The following is a 16934-nucleotide window of genomic DNA, read 5'->3' on the forward strand; positions in this document are numbered from 1 at the left end:
TGAGCGCATTGAGACGCCAGACATCTCAGCGCCTAAAGGTACCATGGTTTAAAAAATACGCGGTTTGGTTTGCGACAGCTTTATCTGTCAAAAAGCCCGTATGACTGACAGGGAGTAGCAAATAGTCTGTGGCGTTATGTAAGACTGTTTCGGAGACGAATACGGTGCCATCATTTTGGCTGTCAGATGTGCTCAGTCCATGCAAATGACGGCGCAGCGTCAATAATGGCAATCCAAGCCCAAAAGGGCGATTGCCTGCGATGACACCAATTTCGACACCGTTTGGCAGATGCGGACAGGTGCCATCAAGCGCACCCAGATAGGATTGATTAACTAAGAGTTTGAGATATCTATTGGCATAGTGAGCGGTCTGGCTGCCGCTGTGCGGTGTGCCAAGCGTGACACAGCGATGTACATGCCACTGCGGATAATGCGCCAAAAAATGCCGAATCACCAAACCGCCCAGACTGTGCCCCACCAAATTGATGGGTCGGCTGCTGTTATGGTGGCGGCTTAGATGCGCATTCAGACCTGCGCTGTGCGCCTGTATCGGCTCTAGCAGGCTGCGATAGCCATAGCGATAAGTCTCTAAGCCTGAATCATCCAGTCGTTTGGCTAGGGGTTTCATGTACCAAGGGCTTAGGTGTAAGCCGTGAATAAGAATGGTTAAAGGTGTTTGTGTTTCCATGATATTAAGTGGTGATTAAATTGATCACATCTTATCAAATTTATTGACCATTAAAAATGCCTAACACAAAACGCATACATTCCAAATAACAAAAAACCCAACCGATCGGTTGGGCTTGTAGCATCTGTCAGATCATTTGCCACGATAGGTGATACGACCTTTGGTCAAGTCATAAGGTGTCATTTCGACTTTGACTTTATCGCCTGTCAAGATGCGGATATAGTGCTTTCTCATCTTACCTGAAATGTGAGCGATGATCTCGTGCCCATTGTCTAGGCGGACTTTGAATAAAGTATTTGGCAAAGTGTCAATGACTTCGCCTTCAAATTCGATAATGTCGTCTTTTTTTGCCATAATCTTAAGTAATCAATAATAAATTTGACCTATTATACCCTTTTTTTGCCCAAAAATACAGCGCCAAATGGGGATTTTATATGATTTATCACCAGCGCACCTGATCAGAGCGTCAGTCAGGCAAGTTTAGCCATAATGGCGTCAGTGGCATCTGCGGTAAAAGTGATTCAAAGCGTTCAGGATAATAGGCATTGATAAAATAAAGCCCATCGGCGGATGCGGTTGGCGGCGCCAAGGTGCGATCTTTGGCATGCATCAGATCCAAAAGAGCGTCCGATGGCATCTCGCCGCGTCCGATGGCAAATAAGGCGCCCATGATGTTGCGTACCATGTGATGCAAAAATCCATCGGCTTGGATATCTAGCACCAAGTAGCTGCCATGCCTAAATAAATTGGCATGGGTGACCGTGCGAACTGGCTGATTTGATTGGCAGGCAGCCGCCCGAAAGCTGCTAAAATCATGTGTGCCCACGATGGATTTACTGGCACAAATCATCGCATCGACATCAAGCGGCGCGTATTCATGGGTGACTTGGTGACGCAAGATGGCAGGGCGATAGGGCTGATTGAGTGTAATATAGCGATAGCGCCGAGCGATGGCACTAAAGCGAGCATGAAAATCTGATGGCATGGGCTGAATCCACCTTAGGGCGATGTCATCAGGCAGCATGCTATTGACGCCGCGCAGCCAGTTGTGGGCTGAGCGCTCAGCGTGCGTCACAAAATGCGCGATCATATTGCCAGCGTGTACGCCGGCATCGGTACGCCCAGCAGCGATCAGCTCTATCGGTTCATTGGCGATGGTGGATAGAGCTTTTTCGATGACGGCTTGTACGCCGATGACTTCTTCTTGACGCTGCCAACCACGGTAGCGCGTGCCGATGAATTCGATACCGACAGCCAAAGTGTGTGTTTTCATAAATATTTCCAATGCTGAGCGCTGAGCTTTTGGGTGACAGAGAGCCAAAGTATTTGACCATAAATGGCAGGAATGGTCAATGAACCTGACGCCCAAACGCCATGATCATATTGCCATGCGCCTGCGGCATACTGGGCGCTTGTACCACCATAGGCGCACATGGTGGTACAGATGATGGCAATGCCGCGATCTGTCAATTCCGCTAAAGTATCGATGATGGCTTGGGACTTGGGCAGATTGCCGGCACCATAGCCAATCAAAATCACCGCGCAAGCATCAGCCGCCGCCAACAGCGCATCAGCCAGCGCATCAGGATCGTTAGGCAGGACATACACTGACCGAATCTTTACCGACTTGGCGCGCTCAATCAATGCAGGTAATTGATGCAGCCGAGTGGTGGTATCAATCGATGGCAAGGATCGCTCGTTAAATATCGCCTCTGATCCCACAAAGGCATGATGTGCTTGGCTATGAATTTTTTGGGTGTTTTTGGCATCGAAGGTGTGATGAAAAAACTGTACAAACACGCCCCGATGCTTTGCTGCCACGGTGAGCGACTCAGATAAATTATCCCAAGCGTCGCTGTCATAATTGATGGATAGCTCAGCCTGATGCGGCAATAATAAAGGCTGCATACTGCCAGTAATCACTAGGCTTAAATCAGTCAATTCATCAAACGCACGCGCCAAAAAAGCTGCCAAAAAACTGAGCGTATCTGTGCCTGTGATCAGCACAAAGTTTCGATAACCATCTTGATAAGCAGTCAAAATCAGCTCATAAAATCCCACAAAATCAGATGGTGTCATAAAGCTTGAGTCTTTGATGATCTGATTATCCAAAATCTGCACATGATGATCGGCTGCACCAAGTAGGTCGCCAAGCGTCGGCAAAAAAATCTTGGCAGGCAAAGGAGAAAGCGGTGTGCCGTGGCTGCCGAAGGTGCCGCCAGCATAGATGAGACAAATGGGTGAGGGGGTGGGTGTCATAATATTAAGCTGTGCTAAGGTTGGTGTTAAGTTAAATATACTCTACCAAGATGGGATAAATTTGCTCAATATTATAAATAAAACTACCCAATAAAGCCATAAAAAAGGTGCGCCAGTCATGACGCACCTTGATCAGTTGATCTGATAAAATCAGATACGACCTTGTAAAATAGCCAGCATACGGCGTAGTGGCTCAGCAGCGCCCCACAGTAGCTGATCACCCACGGTGAAGGCGGTTAGATACTCACCGCCCATATTCATCTTACGCAGGCGACCAACAGCAACATTGAGTGTCCCTGTCACAGCCACAGGAGTCAGGCGCTCCATGCTGGCAGCTTTGTCATTTTCTACCACGTCTAGCCATGGATTATCACTGCTGCGAAGAGCATCTTCGATGTCTTGTAAAGGAATGTCTTGATTTAGCTTGATGGTGAGTGCTTGGCTATGACAGCGCATGGCGCCGATGCGCACGCAGATACCATCGATGTTAATGGTCTCATCGGCTGACTTACCTAGGATTTTGTTGGTTTCGGCTTGACCTTTCCATTCTTCGCGAGATTGACCATTTTCAAGTTGGCTATCGATGTAGGGGATGAGACTGCCTGCCAAGACAGCGCCAAAATGCTGCTTGGGGAAGTCATCGCTACGCTGTGTATCGGCGATGATTCTATCGATCTCTAGGATGGCTGAAGCAGGATCGGCAAGCTGATCTGCCACCGAATCGCGTAATACGCCCATTCCGCTGATCAGTTCGCGCATATTATTAGCACCAGCGCCTGAAGCGGCTTGATAGGTCATGGCAGATACCCACTCAACCCAGCCGCGACGGAACAGCTCACCGATTGCCATTAGCATTAGGCTGACAGTGCAGTTACCACCGATAAAGTCTTTTTTGCCATCAGCCAGTGCTTGGTCGATGACATCGCGGTTCATTGGGTCTAGGATGATGATGGCGTCTTCTTCCATACGCAGGCTGCTCGCCGCATCAATCCAATAGCCTGTCCAGCCGCTTTGTCTTAGGGCGCCGTGGACTTGCTTGGTGTAGTCTCCACCTTGGCAGGTGATGATGGCGTCGCACAAAGACAGCTCTGACAGATCGGTGGCATCTTTGAGCGTACCGCCGTCCACACCATCAAACTGAGGTGCCGCGCCGCCAGCGTTACTGGTTGAGAAAAAAACTGGGCTGATGTGTTTAAAATCACCTTCTTCAACCATACGGCTCATAAGCACTGAGCCAACCATACCGCGCCAACCGACTAAGCCAACGACCATTTTTTCTGCCATTTTTGATACCTTTTATTGGTGAAAACGCTCAATCAAACCCATCTGATTGAACTAAAATAGAATTGATAACTATGCCTTTTTATCACCAAAAAATCAAGTCATTTTACGAGCTTTTGGGGACTTATTTTTTGGGTCTAAGATAACTTATATTTATACTACCATCAAGTCATGTCAGCTGCATGAACACGCCGCCTTAATAAAGCTGTGATCTGATAGTTATAAAAAACACTAAAGATCCAAAATCTATTTGATGACATTTTTATCTTTAAGCATCAATAAATACGCCATCGCTTGCCCGACTTTGGTGGATTTTAGGGTGGTGAATTGCTCAAGCATCTTATCATCTAGCACCGCGTCAATCGGTTTGTCCGACTCAAGATAAATGGTGCTGTCCGTATGGATCAGTTCACGATCAAGCAGGCTTTGTAAAATGGGCTGCCACAGATCTAGCGCATATGGCGGATCAATAAAGACGATGTCAAACTTATCTTTCATTGTCTTCAAAGCACTGATGGCATCGGCATGGAGGATGACCGCCTGATCTGATCGCTTCAAAAGCTCGGCATTTTGCGTGAGCATACGAGCTTGGGCAGAGTGCGGTTCGATAAACGTAACGTGTTTGGCGCCGCGCGATAAAGCTTCAAAGCCAAGGGCGCCACTACCTGCACAAGCATCCAAAACTTTGGCGTCGGTCAAATAGCCAGTCAGCCAATTAAATACGGTTTCTTTGAGTCTGTCTGGCGTGGGTCTGAGCCCTTGTGCGTCCACAAACGACAAAAGCCTGCGCCTATGCTGACCGCCGATGATGCGCACTTGATTGGTTGGCTTGGCTTTGGTGGGTTTTTTGGCGGATGTTTTCATGACAAGGTACGACTATTTTGGGGTAATTTAATCAATTGAGACAAAAGTCTGACTTTGTCCATCATTTTACTGTAAGTTTTGATTTTGCGATAGCACAAATTGGGTGACTTTATCAGTTTAAATCAATCCAAATATTGCCAAAATATGATATAATGTTATGGTTTTGACTAAAAAAAACCGACCCAATCAGCCCAAAGACCGATCATTATGTTTTCATCCATTTGGCAAGCTTTAAGTGAGCACCCTGAATTTATTGCGATGCTGACCATTCCGCCTGTGACAGCGTTTGTGACATGGGCGCATGTTTGGATGGCGCTTGAGATGCTGTTTCATCCGATTAGATTTTGGGGAATTCGCATTCCTAGGATGCCTTTTGGCTTAAAAGGCTTGGGCTGGCAGGGTATCGTGCCTGCCAAAGCCGGCAAAATCTCTGGGGTGATCGTTGATCAGACGCTCTCTAAGCTTGGCTCTTTGGATGAATTTTTTCAGGCGATGGAGCCTGAAGAGATGGCGGAGTTTATCACTGCCACTGTCGATAAAAACTTAGAAAATCTGATCGATGAAATCATGCTTGAGCGTTCGTACACGCTGTGGACGCACACGCCATACGCCATTCGACGCCGTATTTATGCCCATGTGCGCTCACGCTTGGCTGTGACGATGAAGTCTTTGGTGATGGATTTGACTTATAATGTCGAATCGCTTGTAGATATGCGCGAGATGATCGTCTCTAAGATGGAAAACGACCGCAAGCTCATGGTGGATATGTTTTTGCGTGTCGGCAAAAAAGAGATTAATTTTATTTGGAAAATCAGCGCACTGATTGGCTTTGGCTTTGGTGTGATTCAGATGGCGATTTTTTATTTTGTGCCACAGCATTGGACAGTGCCTTTTTTTGCGATGATTTGGGGGGCTTTGACCAACTGGATCGCCATTTGGATGGTGTTTAATCCCGTTGAGCCAAAGACGGTTCCGTTCATTCGCCTGTTTCGTTATGAGATGGTTAATAACCAAAAACGCGTGGTGTGGATGCGCCCGCATTGGCACAAATATTCTTGGCAAGGCGGGTTTATGAAACGCCAAGACGAGGTGTCAAGTGTTTTTGCTGAAATTGTCGTCAATGAGCTGGTCACCCTTGAAAATATCATGAATGAGATGATGTACGGCAGACGCGCCCATCAGACGCGCGAACTGGTCAAATCCCATCTGTATGGCATGCTAGAAGATCCTGTCGTCGCAACCACGCTCAAAGTGGGTATGGATGAGCGCAGTCTTGATAGCTTTAAAGATACCATTATTGATAAATCCATCGATGCGACGATGGTGCCGATCCGCGACCCAAAACTGAATGTCTCGCGCGCAAGCAAGATTTTTGGCTTGTTTGAAGGTCGTATCCGCGCACTGACTCCCAAAGAGTTTCAAAATCTTTTAAGACCTGCTTTCCAAGAAGATGAGATTACCTTGATTATTCTGGGTGGTATCACAGGATTTTTGGCAGGTTGGCTGCATTTGGTGGTGGTATTCTTCTAGGTAAGTACATGGATCCATTTCAATAAAACTGTACTTAATACTTAAATAATTAAGCGATGAAAGTATGAAACAGATGCTATTTATGAACACTAAAAGCCTTATGAACACTAAAAGCCGCCCAAACCTTATGATTTTGAGAATGTTAAAGCGATGACTTAAATGCCGCTACAACCATTTAAACCATGTAACCATCATCATAGCCCTGCAAACTTTGCCCAGCAAATGAGTGTTTTATTATGCTAATAACAGAACTTGGATATTTTTCGCTACTGCTTGCTTTTGTGCTTGCGATCTTGCAAGCCATTTTACCTGCGATAGGAGTCATCAAGCATCAAGCGCAGTGGCAAAGACTTGCGCCAAGTCTTGCGATGGCGCAGTTTTTGGCGATGGCGGTAGCATTTTTGGGCTTGGTTGCAGGGTTTTTGTACAATGACTTTAGCTTAATTTATGTGGCTAAGCACTCAAACAGCTTGATGCCTTGGTACTATAAGCTGTCTGCGACTTGGGGTGGGCATGAAGGCTCGCTGCTGCTTTGGATGACGATTTTGGCGACTTGGTGTATGTTGGTGTCTGTGTTTAGTCGCGGGCTGCCACTGGATATGCGCGCGCGTGTGTTATCCATTTTGGGTGGTATTCAGGTGATGATGCTTGCGATGATGATTTTTACGTCATCGCCATTTGACCGCGTTTTGCCAAATTTACCTGTGGACGGCGCAGATCTTAATCCGCTTTTACAAGATCCAGGGTTGATATTCCACCCGCCGATGCTATATATGGGCTATGTGGGGCTTGCGGTGCCATTTGCGTTTTGTATGGCGGCGCTGTGGGCAGGGCGATTGGATGCTGTTTGGACACGCTGGAGTCGTCCTTGGACTTTGACCGCTTGGGCATTTTTGACCTTGGGCATTGCGCTGGGTTCTTGGTGGGCTTATTATGAGCTGGGCTGGGGCGGCTGGTGGTTCTGGGATCCTGTCGAAAATGCCTCGCTCATGCCTTGGCTTGCGGCGACGGCGCTCATGCACTCGCTTGCGGTAACCGAAAAGCGCGGCGTATTTAAGGCATGGACAATTATGCTTGCCATTTTTGCATTTGCGCTGTCTTTATTGGGGACTTTTTTGGTGCGCTCTGGTGTCATCACCTCGGTGCATTCGTTTGCTGCTGATCCGACACGCGGCTTGGCGGTGCTTGCGATTTTAGCGATTGTGATTGGCTTTGGCTTATTGATGTTTGCGCTGCGGGGTTGGAAGCTGACAGTGGAAAGTAGCTATCGTCTAAAATCACGCGAAACTGTCCTTGTGATCAATAACTTAATTTTACTGGTCGCAACTTTGGTGGTGCTGCTAGGTACTTTGTATCCGATCATCGCTGACTTTTTCAAATTGGGTCAAGTCTCGGTCGGTCCTCCGTATTTTAATGCTTTGTTTGTGCCGCTGACTTGGCTTTTGCTTGGTTTTATGGGCGTGGGCGCTGTACTGCGCTATAAATATGATAGCCGTCCGCTGGCATCGACTCTGATGGCGTGCGCGGTCAGTGCACTGGTGCTGGGTTCGGTGCTGGCTTATATGGTGTCTCAATTAGCCGAAGAGCCATTTTTTGATTATAGTATTTATATCTCTGGTATTTTATCGCTATGGGTGCTTTCGTTCATAGTTTTTGATATCAAAGATAAGCTTAAACACCATAAAGGCAGTGTGTTGTCGGGATTGACTAAGCTTAGTCCAAGCTACTGGGGTATGCAAATTGCGCATATTGGCGTGATCGTCTGTGTGATGGGCGTGGCAGGCACCAGCAGTATGAGCATCGAAAAAGACGTGGCGATGACGGTGGGTGACAGCGTACACGTTCAAGGCTATGATTTTTATTTAGAAGAATTTCAGATGATCCAGGGGGCGAATTATGATGCCACTCAAGCCACTATCACCGTCAAGCAAAATGGCAAGCCTATTGCAGTGCTTTATCCCCAAAAACGTGATTATGTAGTGAGTATGATGCCAATGACCGAAGTAGGCATTCGACCAAGCCTTCTTAATGAGATGTATGTGGCGCTTGGCGAACCAATCAGCACCCAAGATGGTCAAGTGGATATGAATACTTGGGCAGTGCGCGTGTATGTCAAGCCTATGGTGCGCTGGATTTGGCTTGGCTCTATCATCATGGCGGTCGGTGCGTTGATTGCCATTTTGGATAAGCGTTATCGCTTTGCTAAGACCAGATCTGTTTTAAATAACACCGTCAAAGGAGTATAATTGTGGCTCAATCCAACAAACGCTTGATGCTTTTTATTATCCCGCTGATTATTTTTGCGGTTTTGGTGGTGATGTTTTTTGTGCGACTTGGCAAGCCAACCGAGATTAATACCAGTCGTTTGGTGGGCAATCCTTTGCCTGAATTTAGCCTGCCTTTACTTTCTGATACGACGCGCACGATGACCAAAGCCGATTTGCCAAAAACGCCCTTTATTCTCAATGTTTGGGGTTCTTGGTGTCCGACTTGTTATGTGGAACATCCTTTTTTATTGCAGCTGCATGAGCAGGGCGTGCCTATGGTTGGGGTGAATTATAAAGATGAGCTACCCGCGGCATTGGCTTATTTAAATGAACATAAAGATCCATTTATTTATTCTGTGCAAGATCTGTCAGGTCAGTATGCGCTTGATTTGGGTTTGATGGGCGCACCTGAAAGCTATGTGGTCGGGGCTGATGGTGTGGTATATAAGCACATTGTGGGCGAGATTGGCGAGATGAACTGGGCTGATATCCAAAGCTGCATGACGGCGGTGGGCGATGATCAGTTATCTGGTGATGATAAGATTCAAATTTGTAATAAGGATGCGTCATGAAAGTGCCTATTTTTGCGCTTATTTTAAGCATTGGCATGGCGATGACCGCCCAAGCCAGTTTTGAGGTGTATGAATTTGATTCACCTCAGCAAGAAGCACAGTATCGAGGGTTGATTGAGGAGCTGCGTTGCCCCAAATGCCAAAATCAAAATTTGGCAGGATCTGACGCACCGATCGCCCAAGACCTCAAACAAAAAACCTATGAGATGGTCAAAGATGGTCGCAGCGATACCGAGATTCGTAATTATATGTTTGAGCGTTATGGCGATTTTATCAGCTATAAACCGCCTGTGCGTCCTTCGACATGGATTTTGTGGTTTTTCCCGCCGATATTATTGATATTGCTAATTTTAGGTTGGATTTATAAAGCCAAAAAAGGACGTGTGCCAACCAGTGAGCCAGCAAGCGCACCTTTATCAGCCAGCGAAGAAGCAAAACTTGCCAAAATCTTGGCGCATCATCAAGATCGCGATCAAAACGGCTCCACCAAACCAAAAGAATAAGGCAAACATACCATGACACCCAGTTTAATATTGTTTTTTTCATTATGCGCGGTTTTGACGGTTTTGCTGTCTTTGGTGGTGATTTTGCCGTGGCTAAGAAGTCGTCCTGCGGCGGATAATCAGCTGATGGCAGTGAACGTGCAAGTCTTTGGCGAGCGCATCGCGGAGCTTGATGCTGATAAAGCAGCAGGCGCGATCGATGACGTGCATTATCAAGCGCAGATCACCGAGCTTAAGCGTCAGCTGCTTGATGCTCAGAAGACGGTAGAAGCCTATGCGCCTGTCGGTCTCAAGGGGCGTGCGATTGTCATGATTTGGATTCCGATATTGGCAGCGATTGCTTATCTGACTACTGCTGATCGCACGCCTGTCTTTACGCTTTGGCAAGCACAAGATACGGTGGGGCAGGTTGCGGATGATTTGCTGACTGGTAAGATTGATGTCCCTCCTGAATGGGCTGCCAAAGAATCGACGGCGCTCATCAGTGCCATGCAGACCAATGTCCATCGCCATGCTTATGATGCCGATCGTTGGATGCGCTTATCGGAGCTGTTTATGGTGCTTGAAGCGCAGCCACAAGCGCTTGAAGCATTGGCGCGCGCCAATCGTTTGCAGCCTGATAATGAAGAGATTGCGCTCACCTATGCACAGACCAATTTTTTTGTTAATGAAGGCAGAATGGATGCCAATACACGCAAAATCCTAACTGATATTCTTAGCAAAACACCCAATCATGAAGGCGCGATCATGTTGATGATCATGGGAGAGTCTCGCGCAGGTAATTATCCTGAAGCTAAGGCATGGATCGCAAGATTACGCTCTGGCATTGCCGCCCGCTCAGGCGATCACAGTGAAGCTTTGGCAAGTTTGGATAAATTGGTTGAAAACATCGATCGCCAGCAAGCTGCCGCTGCTCAAGGTGTCACGGTGGGTGTCAGCCTGTCGCCTGCGCTTGTGGATCAGCTAAGACCAGATGACGTGCTGTTTGTCTCTATCAGTGAGCAAGCAGGCGGTGCGCCTTATGCTGTCAAAAGATTGCCAGCCAGTGAGATCATGAGCCAGTCAGTCAGTGTGAAGCTTAGTGATATGGATGCCATGATGCCAACTCGCACCCTGTCAGCAGGGCGAGATGCAAGCGTGGTGCTGGTCGTCAATGCACGGATCAGTCATTCGGGTAATGCTGTCTCTGAGTCTGGGGATTTGGCTGCCAACCCCATTGTCCTAGATAAGCAAACCGAAGTATCTTTGACAATTTCTCAAATCGTACCATAACATATTTTTTAAGCCCAATATTGATAAAATATTGGGCTTATTGATGATAGCTATTTTGAAAGGCTTGGTCGGTATTTTTTTTACCAAAATACTCAAAAGGCCAGTGATGACAGTCTGTTGAATTGGTAAATACAAATATTCACAAAAACTTGTGATTTCATTGGATTTTGTGATAAAAAACTTGAACAATTCATCAATGTGCTTTATAGTACAGTCAGTTAACTAACAGCCGCTTGCCATCAGGCAGGCTTTATTTGGAGAATATATCATGATGCGCATTATTTTACTAGGTCCACCAGGTGCAGGCAAAGGTACGCAAGCTCAGCTAATGTCTAAGGAATTCAACATCCCTCAAATCTCAACTGGTGATATGCTGCGTGCAGCGATCAAGGCGGGTACTGAGCTTGGCAAACAGGCAAAAAGTGTCATGGATGCTGGGCAACTGGTTTCTGATGAGCTGATCATTAATTTGGTTAAAGAGCGCCTAGAAGAGCCAGATTGTGAAAATGGCTGTATTTTTGATGGATTCCCACGCACGATCCCTCAAGCTGAAGCCTTGGCAGATGCTGGCGTCGCCATTGATTATGTGATTGAAATCAGTGTCCCTGATGATGAAATCGTCAGCCGTATGTCAGGTCGCCGTGCGCATTTGGCATCAGGTCGCACCTATCATGTGATCTATAATCCTCCCAAAACGGCAGATGTGGATGATGTGACAGGCGAGCCTTTGGTTCAGCGCGATGATGACAAAGAAGAAGTGGTGCGTGATCGCCTATCGGTCTATCATGCTCAAACTGCAGCGTTGATTGGTCATTATCAAGAAGTTGCCAAATCAGGTGAAAACGCCCCTGAATATCATGACTTTGATGGAACAAAATCTATCGATACGGTTCGCGATGAGATTTTTGCTGTATTAAAATCTAAATAACACCAAGCAGCTTTAACAACAAAGCCCATCATTCACAGTTTTGATTATGGGCTTTGCTATATCTGTCAAATGAGCTTTAATCTGATCAGTGATCCAAATGCTCATGCAAAATCTTACGCAGCTGTACAATGGTTTTTGGGTTTTCGTGGATGTTGTGCCTGCCTTCAATGATGATCTCTGAAGCTGCGCCCTCAAGATGCGAGCTGGCATAAGGCACAATGCCATCAGAAATGGCGCCGCCCACGGTATCACTGGAGTTATTTTCAGAGTGGCTAATGCCAGTATTATTGCCGACGATGGTGTGATAGCGCACAGAGGGGCTGATCTGTACATCTTTAGTCAGTGCGACAAAAGATGAGCGATCCGACAGCTGACTTGCACCATTTTGTAGGTATAAGGAACCCAAAAAACTTTGCGATTGAACATCATCGGTCAGTGCTGCACCTAAAGATCTGGTGAAGTCAACGGGCAGCTTGATGATCCGCCGAGCGGCACGAGTAAACCAGCGATCTGCATAATCTGTGCCGCGATGAGGTGCAGATAAGAAAACCGCCTCATCAATTTGTGGTAATGATGTTAATTTTAGCCGCTCAGAAATGGCATGACGCTGATCTGAGGGTAAATCATTGATCAGTTTGAACTGCTCTTTATCATCCAGTGTGACGAGCGCATCGGTCAAATTGGTATCAGAAACCAGCATTCTAGATATCACACCGCCCATACTATGCCCAATGAGCACGGCATTTTTGCTGGCTTGGTCTTGCCCGTGCGGATCGAGCTTGCTAAATGTATGGCGAATCAGCTCATGGATTTGATAGCGATTCTCCAAGATGGGCAAATTGGTAGAATAAGCAATTTGCCAAACTTGATAATGCTGATTGAGCTTAGGATCTGTCATCAGGGTGTTGGTGAGATTGACCCAGGTGTCGGGGCTAGATGCCAAGCCATGCAGCATGATGATCACTTTTTGATCGGGATCATAAGGCTTTAGCATGAATAACTCGGGCAGGGCGACAGCGTCATGACGCGATATCATGTTCATCAGCGATACTTGTCTTAATTGGTTTTCAGCCAACCACAAAGCATAGCCTGCTGAAAAATTCGCTGTCAAAGGATAGGATGTATCGCCGATCTCGATGTGAGTTTTATAACTGGGATTAAAAAAATACGCATGAAATTCATGTGATGACAGTACCTCATCGATGGTCTTGCCTGTAGGTTCGATGATGGCGGTGAGCTGAACATGCCCAACATTATGAATGCGATCATCTAAAGCTTTATTGGGTGCAAGATTTTTTAGATTACGGGCACTGGCAGTATGTCGATCGTTGATGGCGCCAACGAAACTCACACCAAGCCCTGAGCGTCTGGTATTGACATCCAAATCCACCAATCTAGAATCATAAGCAGAAATCACCTCAGAAAACAGCTCACTGCTGCGTTCGTGCTTTTTGAGCTCGCTTGCCAAAAAGTCACGAGCGCCAACAGACATGTGCAGGGTATTTTGACCGCGGTCGTTAGTGCTGATACGGCTAATTCTCAGCTGATTGTAGACAGGCTCTAATTGCTCCGCTGATAACACATCTTGGAATTTGGCGTCATAAAACGCGCCATTTTCCCTGAGATAAATTTGAGTGATCAAATCATTAATGGCAAGATGATACAAATCCAGCGTCCGAACATCTGACTCTCTGGGAATCACAGAAGGATTGCTGTCACCGCCTAAACTGTGATAAAACAAATAAGCATAGCTGTATTTGAGCGTCTGATAAAGCGCATCTCGATATTGGGCATGGCACTCAGTACGAGCTTTAAGCTTGCTTTCGACAGTGTCTTCACTGTTAGGCGAATTGGCATAATAAGGATCAATGGGCGGTCTGGCAAGCTCGATGCGGCAAGCGTCCTTGGCAATGAGATTCTCAGCATGTGTATAATACAGCTCGCTAAATACAGACAGCTGTAAACGGTTGGGTGTTTCGATCAAAAAAATCGATCGTACATCATCAATACAGGCTTCAAAATCCGCCATGCAGCTTTCTTGGGTATGACCTGACGAAACCAAAATGGATCGGGTTGCGGCGCTGACTGTACTGCCTGTGACGATACTGCTTCTGGTTTTTTCAAGAAGTTTGGCAGGCGTTTGTTTGGGCGGTGTCAGAGTGCTACAAGCGCTTAAAATAATCATTAAGCTGGCAGACAGCAAAAGCTTACCTGAGCTTGATTTGCTTGGTTTTACTGATAAAGTCTTCATGGATTTCTCTAGTGAGGCGTATGGCAGATCGTCAGTTGGATCAGCTAAAATCAGTCAAGGCTTTATCATAATAAAAAAAATCCGTACAATCAAGGGACTGTACGGAGGATCACATGACTTACAAACTCATTATTTGATGGGCTTGACGTTGATGTCGTTATCTTTGATGTTCCAAATGTAGTAACCGCCATTATCAACGATGCGAACTTGTTCAGCAATTTGCTCGTTATTTGGATGTTTGGCAGCCAAATCACGCAGACGCTTGAGTGCTGCTGAGCGATTGTCATTTAATAGGTCGGCTTGAGCGATACTTTGCTCAGCTTCGACATTGCCCATCGAGACGGCTTTATCCAAATATTTACGACCTTCTTTAAAGCCGCCAGACTCTGACAACATCATACCAAACAGATAGTTGGCTTCGTTGTCATTAGGTTTAAGCTGTAAGGCTTTTTGCATGTGATTGCCGGCACGAACAGTATAAGCAGTGCCTAAGTTAAGATTTCTTGCCATACCATTGAGCTTGGCAGCACGAATGACCACATCAAATGATGCGTCAGGCGCAGCGGCATAAGGTTCAATCCAATCAGATAAATGCTTGATATTTTCTGAAGTGACATATTCAGCAGTGCGGCTTGGGAAATTGGTTGGATAGTGACGAACATTAGGCGACACATCTTCAATGAATTCATCAATCAAAGTCACATCTAAGATGACTGTACCAGCTGTGTTGGCTTGGATTGTGACGGTAGGAATGTTTTTTACTTCAGTAACAGAGATATTTGGTGCAGGCAGACCCTTGATGACAGTTTGTAATAAGTCAGCGGTACCAGCACGAGGCGTCAGGGTTTCTGTGATTTCGCCGCGCATATTTGGGCTTTGATAAGTGGTATTGGCTGTAGCGACAGAGCCAAACATGACGCCACAAATTGATAAAGTCAGTGCTAATTTTTTCATAAAAACATCCATAAACTATAAATTATAACCCTGTGACGGGACGAAATTGATCAAATCATAGCAGATTTCATGCTGCTTCAGGGTAACGATTTACAAAAATTTGCATAAAATCTTACCCTTTTGTTGCAAATTGAAAATCAAGGCAAAATCGCCGTTTCATCCATATTGATTGGCAATGTGCGATCGTATTTTTTGAGTTTTAAGTATAAATAAATACCAAAGCCAAGATTTAATAAGGCGCTGATGGCAAACAGCTGCGGCAAGTTAAGTTTGATCACCGCCAAAATCAAAATGGCAAAAATCGCAGACACGACCATAAAAATTGCGTTAAAAATATTATTGGCGCCAACAACGCGTGAGCGATAATCAACGGGGGCGTAAGCTTGCATGGCGGTATATAGTGGAACGATATAAACACCACCGCTAAAGCCCAATAAAAACAGCTCAACAAACACCGCCCAAGTCTGCGAGTGGCGGATCAGCTCTATGACAGTATAAGGCTCAACCGGCACCGGCAAAGACAGCTGATTTAGTGACACATAAAGCGCCATCGCAAAGACTGATAATCCCGCTAATCCATACGGCAGAAGCCTAAAGCTGACTTGGTTTTTGGTGAGTGTTTTACAAAGTAGCGATCCAATGGCGATACCGACAGAAAATAAGGTCAATAAAAAGATCACCACCGATTCATCACCATGCAACAAAACTTTGGTGACTTCTGGCGTCTGTGTCAAAAACGTCGCGCCATAAAACCAAAACCAACTGTTACCGATGATGATAAAAAACAGAAGCGGTAAGCCATAAAGATATTTGATGATATCAAAACTGGTGCGAGCGATGTTCCAATCAATCTGCAAATCTGGCGCATGGACTTGAGTTTTGGGGATTTGGCGTGCCGCCAAATATCCTAGTATCGCCACAAAAATCGTCACGACCGCCAGCCAGTATTCAGATAAATACAGCTGAGTTAGCACGCCTGCGAGCATCATCCCTGTCAAAATGGCAAGACTGGTACTGGTTTGAAATAATCCATTGGCAGCGACGATCTCATCGCGCTGCATGGTTTCGGGCAAGTAAGCGTATTTGATCGGACCAAAAAAGGTGGACTGAGTGCCCATCATAAACAAGCAAAAAAACAGCAAGCTGTATATTTCGTAAATAAACCCCACCGCCGCAATCATCATGATGATGATCTCAATCAGCTTGATACGCCGAGTCAAAAACGATTTTTCATATTTATCTGCAATTTGACCTGCCAATGCCGAGAATAAAAAATACGGCAGGATAAATAACAAGGCAGCCAAGTTATTTAATAAACTGACTTCCACGCCAAGTTTCATCGCTGCTGAGTAGGTGAGTACCAATATCAATGCTTGTTTAAAGACATTGTCGTTAAATGCCCCAAAAAATTGGGTAAAAAACATTGAAGTAAACACCGGACGGCGAAATAATTTCAGCTGACTTGCCATAATATTTGATATCTAAAAGCTTTTTGTAATTAGGGATTTGGGGTGTATTTGGGCTTTAATCGTCTGTAAACTCTGTTATAATAACAGCAATTTGCT

Annotated in this window: 15 protein-coding genes; 6 read left to right on the forward strand and 9 right to left on the reverse strand. The window is 45.9% G+C overall.

The window, feature by feature from the left end:
• Positions 1-25: 25 nt before the first annotated feature.
• The 6 genes from B0180_RS03405 to rsmD form a co-directional block, all read right to left on the reverse strand.
• Positions 26-628: an alpha/beta fold hydrolase gene (locus tag B0180_RS03405; RefSeq protein ID WP_233424909.1), complete on the reverse strand. Its 603-nt coding sequence runs from the start codon at positions 626-628 to the stop codon at positions 26-28.
• Positions 629-820: 192 nt separating this feature from the next.
• Complete coding sequence (infA, locus tag B0180_RS03410; protein ID WP_003657459.1) at positions 821-1042, reverse strand: translation initiation factor IF-1; 222 nt, start codon at positions 1040-1042, stop codon at positions 821-823.
• A 112-nt stretch (positions 1043-1154) separates the two neighbouring features.
• Positions 1155-1961, reverse strand: a complete 807-nt coding sequence (gene truA / locus B0180_RS03415) for a tRNA pseudouridine(38-40) synthase TruA (RefSeq protein ID WP_078255660.1) — start codon at positions 1959-1961, stop codon at positions 1155-1157.
• On the reverse strand, positions 1958-2947 hold the full coding sequence (locus tag B0180_RS03420; protein WP_078255661.1) for an asparaginase domain-containing protein: 990 nt from the start codon (positions 2945-2947) through the stop codon (positions 1958-1960). Before B0180_RS03420 ends, truA begins: the two co-directional genes overlap by 4 nt.
• A gap of 150 nt (positions 2948-3097) precedes the next feature.
• Positions 3098-4219: an aspartate-semialdehyde dehydrogenase gene (gene asd / locus B0180_RS03425; RefSeq protein WP_078255757.1), complete on the reverse strand. Its 1122-nt coding sequence runs from the start codon at positions 4217-4219 to the stop codon at positions 3098-3100.
• Positions 4220-4474: 255 nt separating this feature from the next.
• Entirely contained in the window at positions 4475-5092 is a 618-nt protein-coding gene (gene rsmD / locus B0180_RS03430) for a 16S rRNA (guanine(966)-N(2))-methyltransferase RsmD (RefSeq protein WP_078255662.1), read from the reverse strand.
• A 207-nt stretch (positions 5093-5299) separates the two neighbouring features.
• Between rsmD and B0180_RS03435 the strand changes: the two genes are divergently transcribed.
• From B0180_RS03435 to adk, 6 genes are all read left to right on the forward strand, one after another.
• Positions 5300-6622 (forward strand): DUF445 domain-containing protein, encoded by a 1323-nt coding sequence (locus B0180_RS03435; protein ID WP_078255663.1) that lies wholly within the window; start codon positions 5300-5302, stop codon positions 6620-6622.
• A gap of 236 nt (positions 6623-6858) precedes the next feature.
• Positions 6859-8868 carry a heme lyase CcmF/NrfE family subunit gene (locus B0180_RS03440; protein WP_078255664.1) on the forward strand — a complete coding sequence of 670 codons (2010 nt, stop codon included), beginning with the start codon at positions 6859-6861 and terminating at the stop codon, positions 8866-8868.
• Positions 8869-8870: 2 nt separating this feature from the next.
• Positions 8871-9461 (forward strand): DsbE family thiol:disulfide interchange protein, encoded by a 591-nt coding sequence (locus tag B0180_RS03445; protein ID WP_078255665.1) that lies wholly within the window; start codon positions 8871-8873, stop codon positions 9459-9461.
• Entirely contained in the window at positions 9458-9964 is a 507-nt protein-coding gene (locus B0180_RS03450; RefSeq protein WP_078255666.1) for a cytochrome c-type biogenesis protein, read from the forward strand. Before B0180_RS03445 ends, B0180_RS03450 begins: the two co-directional genes overlap by 4 nt.
• 12 nt (positions 9965-9976) lie before the next feature.
• Positions 9977-11236 carry a c-type cytochrome biogenesis protein CcmI gene (gene ccmI / locus B0180_RS03455; protein WP_078255667.1) on the forward strand — a complete coding sequence of 420 codons (1260 nt, stop codon included), beginning with the start codon at positions 9977-9979 and terminating at the stop codon, positions 11234-11236.
• A gap of 271 nt (positions 11237-11507) precedes the next feature.
• Positions 11508-12164, forward strand: coding sequence for an adenylate kinase (adk, locus tag B0180_RS03460; RefSeq protein WP_049235823.1), 657 nt, complete (start codon positions 11508-11510; stop codon positions 12162-12164).
• Positions 12165-12249: 85 nt separating this feature from the next.
• Here adk and B0180_RS03465 read toward each other — a convergent pair whose 3' ends face one another.
• From B0180_RS03465 to B0180_RS03475, 3 genes are all read right to left on the reverse strand, one after another.
• A complete protein-coding gene (locus B0180_RS03465) occupies positions 12250-14415 on the reverse strand; it encodes a lipase family alpha/beta hydrolase (protein WP_078255669.1) in 2166 nt (721 codons plus the stop codon).
• A 129-nt stretch (positions 14416-14544) separates the two neighbouring features.
• A complete protein-coding gene (locus B0180_RS03470; RefSeq protein WP_078255670.1) occupies positions 14545-15369 on the reverse strand; it encodes a tetratricopeptide repeat protein in 825 nt (274 codons plus the stop codon).
• Between the two features lie 137 nt (positions 15370-15506).
• The gene (locus B0180_RS03475; RefSeq protein ID WP_078255671.1) at positions 15507-16838 is read right to left on the reverse strand and encodes an MFS transporter; all 1332 of its coding nucleotides are present in this window, start codon (positions 16836-16838) and stop codon (positions 15507-15509) included.
• Positions 16839-16934 lie beyond the last annotated feature (96 nt).

The organism is Moraxella canis (assembly GCF_002014965.1).
Lineage (GTDB): Bacteria > Pseudomonadota > Gammaproteobacteria > Pseudomonadales > Moraxellaceae > Moraxella > Moraxella canis.